This window comes from Micromonospora sp. NPDC007271, from assembly GCF_040634005.1.
GTDB lineage: Bacteria > Actinomycetota > Actinomycetes > Mycobacteriales > Micromonosporaceae > Micromonospora.
On record NZ_JBEYER010000198.1, the window covers coordinates 1 to 3253 of the forward strand.

The following is a 3253-nucleotide window of genomic DNA, read 5'->3' on the forward strand; positions in this document are numbered from 1 at the left end:
CGACGTCATGCCCAACTCGTGCGCCGCCGACACCACCGGGTAGGACCACATCCCGTTACCTGTCAGTGCGCTGTAGCGACTGATCGGCATGTCCCGCCTTGCGGTGGGACGGTCCCGGTCTTACCCGCCTTGGCGGGGCCGGGTTGACGTTTCACGGCCACCTGCCCGCCGGGGCGGGTCTTACGGTCGGCTCCACGTCCTGCCACCGGGCCACTCCCGGCGGTTGTCGCCTGCGCCGCGAGCGCGGCGAGGTTACGCGCGGCGTTCAGGTCCCGATCGAGGGCCATGCCGCAAGAGTCGCAGGTGTAGGTTCGGACCCGCAGCGGCAGCTTGGTTTTCACCGCGCCGCAGTCCGAACAGGTTTTGCTGGAGGGGTACCAGCGGTCGGCCATGATCCGCCGGCCGCCGTTCCATTCAGCCTTGTACGCCACCTGGCGGCGGATCTCACCGAAGCCGGCGTCCGCGACCTGCCGGGCCAGCCGCCGGTTGCGCAGCATGCCGGCCACGTTGAGGTCTTCGACCACGATCGTGCCGTACTCGCGCGCCAACCGGGTGGTGAGCTTGTGCAGGCCGTCACGGCGCAGGTTCGCCACCAGCGCATGCGCTCGAGCGACCTGCTGGCGGGCGCGTTCCCACCGCCTGGATGGCTGCTGGCCGGTGTGCCGGTCCGGCCCGACGCGCCGGGACATCTGCCGGGCCAGACGCCGCATCCGCTGGGCCGCCTCGTCCAGGTGCCGGGGGTTGGGCACCATCTCGCCGGTGGACAGCACCGCCAGGTGGGTGATCCCCACATCGACGCCGACCACCGCCTGCGGGCGTGTCGGGGTGCGCTCGGCCCGCTCGAGTTCGACGCAGAACGCGACATGCCACCTGCCGCCGTCACGGCGCACAGTCGCGGACAGGATCCGGGCCGTGCCCGCCTCCAGACGGCGGGCGAGTTTACGCGCGGACTCGTGCAGCTTCAACCGACCCAACCGGGGCAGCACAACATGCCGGCGGTCCGGCTCCACCCGGATCGCACCCGTGGTGAACCGGACGCTGGGCGTGCTGCGGCGACGGGACTTGAACCGCGGGAACCCCACCCGCGGCCCCGCGCGTTTCCCGGCGCGGGAGTCGGACCAGTTCTTCAAGCCGCACGCCAGGTTGTCCAGGCCGGTGTTGTACGCCTCCTTGGAACACTCAGCCCACCACGGCGCCACATCCGACTTGGCCACGTTCCACGCCTTCCGCAACTTAGGAAGACTCCAGCCGACAGTCGGGGTGAGCAACTCGTCAGGCAGGCCGTAGCTGCGTTCGGCGGCGCGCTGGTCCATGACCGCCTTCACCCTGGCCAGGCCCCAGTTGTACGCCACCCTGGCCGCACCCGCATGCGCCAGCACCGCCCGCTCCTGCAACGGCGTCAGGTCCAGAGCGAACCGGTACGCCTGCATCACCTTCACGACAGCGGGTCCTGCGTGATGGCCGCCTCAACCGCCCGACGCGCCCGATCCGCCCCAGCCCGGCCGTGCAGACGCGCGCACAACGAGGTCAAGATCTCCGTGACGTCCCGGACCAGGTCGTCGTCGACCTCCGCCGGGTCGACCACCAACAGCTTGCGGCCCTGCGCGGTCAGCGCCGCCTCGACGTACTCGGCACCGAAGCGGGCGAACCTGTCGCGGTGTTCCACCACGATGGTCATGGCCGTCGGGTCTCGCAGCAGGGCGAGGAACTTCTTGCGCTGCCCGTTCAGCGCAGATCCGACCTCGGTCACCACCTGCGATACCGGCAGGTCCTGCCCGGTCGCCCACGTGACGACCCGAGCAACCTGCCGGTCAAGATCAGCGCCCTGGTCGGCGGACGAGACCCGGGCGTACACCACCACCCGCTCGACGCCAGCCGAGGCAGCAGGTAACGGCTCGCCCACCATGATGAGTCGACCCAGCCGGTAAGTAGGAACAGGCAACGTCCCCGCCGCGTACTGCCGCCGCGCGGTCACGTACGCGATGCCCTGAGACGCCGCCCACTCCTTCAAGTTCACCCCACCACCATAGCACGCCGAAGAACACTAGAGACCACCCAATCGCAAACAGTTGCTAACCCCGCAGGTGGCCGGCCCGTCCGGGAGCCGACCACCTCGACATCGAGGGTGACGCCGCTGTCCCTGTTCAGCGAGGCCCGGTACGCGGTCCTCGTCGGCAGAGGGTAATCATGCCGACAGTGTCAGCGAAGCCAGGGAATCTCGCGGTCGAGCAGACCGCGTTGCTTCAGTTCGCGGCGCAGGGGGATGTCGTCGTCCACGTGACCGTCCCAGTTGATGCCCCAGTAGTTGGCCGTGTGCCTGCCGTCGCCCAGCAACTGGCGTTGCACCGGCGAGCGGGCCGCCCACCACGGCCCCTCCCCGTCGAAACGCAGGTCGTCGAGCGGCCGGATCCAGCGGTACGTGTAGCCGACGAAGAGCATCTTGCGGGTGACGGCAGAACGGTTGGTCGATCGGGAGTGCCAGAGCCGGCGGTCGAAGACGAAGGCGTCGCCGGGCTCGGCGGTGATCTCGACGGTGCCCTCGGGATCCGGATGGTGCACCGACACGTCGTCGGGTCGGGGCAGGCTGTTCCGCAGGTGACTACCGGGGATGATCTTCGTGGCGCCGCGACCGGTCTCGCTGAGATCGGACAGCACATAGGCTACCTTGAGCGAGAACATCGGCCGAGGCAGAGCCGGGTCCAGCGTCTCCGGATCGGAGTTCTGCCGGTAGCCGTCCTGGTGCCATCCCCAGTACGGGCGCTCCGGCTCCCGCGCCGGCGGGGTCACGTCCAAATGGTTGTGATGTGTAGTCAAGCGTCGGAAGAAGCCATCTGCTTGCGCACGGATGGGGTGCTGAAACCAGGTCGACCTGGCGGCGGTGTCCAAGACTGCCGCGATTCAGCCTCAATGAAGGGCAGCTCCGGTGGGAGCTGCGGCGGGTACAGCTCGATGTGGCAGCGGGGGGTGGGACGCTGTCGCGGCTGGACGTGGCGGTCTCTTCTGGTTGGCTATCTATTTCGCCTCATTGAAGGGCAGCTCCGGTGGGAGCTGCGGCTTCCGCAACGACGACGGCCACGCCCTGGACTACGACCATTGCCTCAATGAAGGGCAGCTCCGGTGGGAGCTGCGGCGTCTCGCTGTTCAGCGGCCCGGAGGCGCGGGCCCGCAAGCCTCAATGAAGGGCAGCTCCGGTGGGAGCACCGATCAGGCGCTCGCCCACCAGCTCGGCACCTCGGCCCGCACGGTCCAGCGC

The 3253-nt window shown here is 69.0% G+C and carries 4 protein-coding genes; 1 reads left to right on the forward strand and 3 read right to left on the reverse strand.

The window, feature by feature from the left end; genetic code table 11:
- Nucleotides 1-62: 62 nt before the first annotated feature.
- From tnpB to ABZ570_RS33730, 3 genes are all read right to left on the reverse strand, one after another.
- Complete coding sequence (gene tnpB, locus ABZ570_RS33720; RefSeq protein WP_358072216.1) at nucleotides 63-1430, reverse strand: IS607 family element RNA-guided endonuclease TnpB; 1368 nt, start codon at nucleotides 1428-1430, stop codon at nucleotides 63-65.
- A 5-nt stretch (nucleotides 1431-1435) separates the two neighbouring features.
- Complete coding sequence (locus tag ABZ570_RS33725) at nucleotides 1436-2017, reverse strand: IS607 family transposase (protein WP_358072210.1); 582 nt, start codon at nucleotides 2015-2017, stop codon at nucleotides 1436-1438.
- 182 nt (nucleotides 2018-2199) lie between these two features.
- Nucleotides 2200-2886, reverse strand: coding sequence for a phytanoyl-CoA dioxygenase family protein (locus ABZ570_RS33730; RefSeq protein WP_358072212.1), 687 nt, complete (start codon nucleotides 2884-2886; stop codon nucleotides 2200-2202).
- Between the two features lie 118 nt (nucleotides 2887-3004).
- On the opposite strand from ABZ570_RS33730, the gene ABZ570_RS33735 reads away from it, so the two are divergent.
- A partial coding sequence (locus ABZ570_RS33735) for a hypothetical protein (protein WP_358072214.1) occupies nucleotides 3005-3253 on the forward strand: 249 nt, incomplete at its 3' end.

Excerpts from the sequence above, each read along its gene's own strand:
- tnpB (WP_358072216.1), bottom strand. The coding sequence starts at position 1,430 with ATGCAGGCGTACCGGTTCGCTCTGGACCTGACGCCGTTGCAGGAGCGG.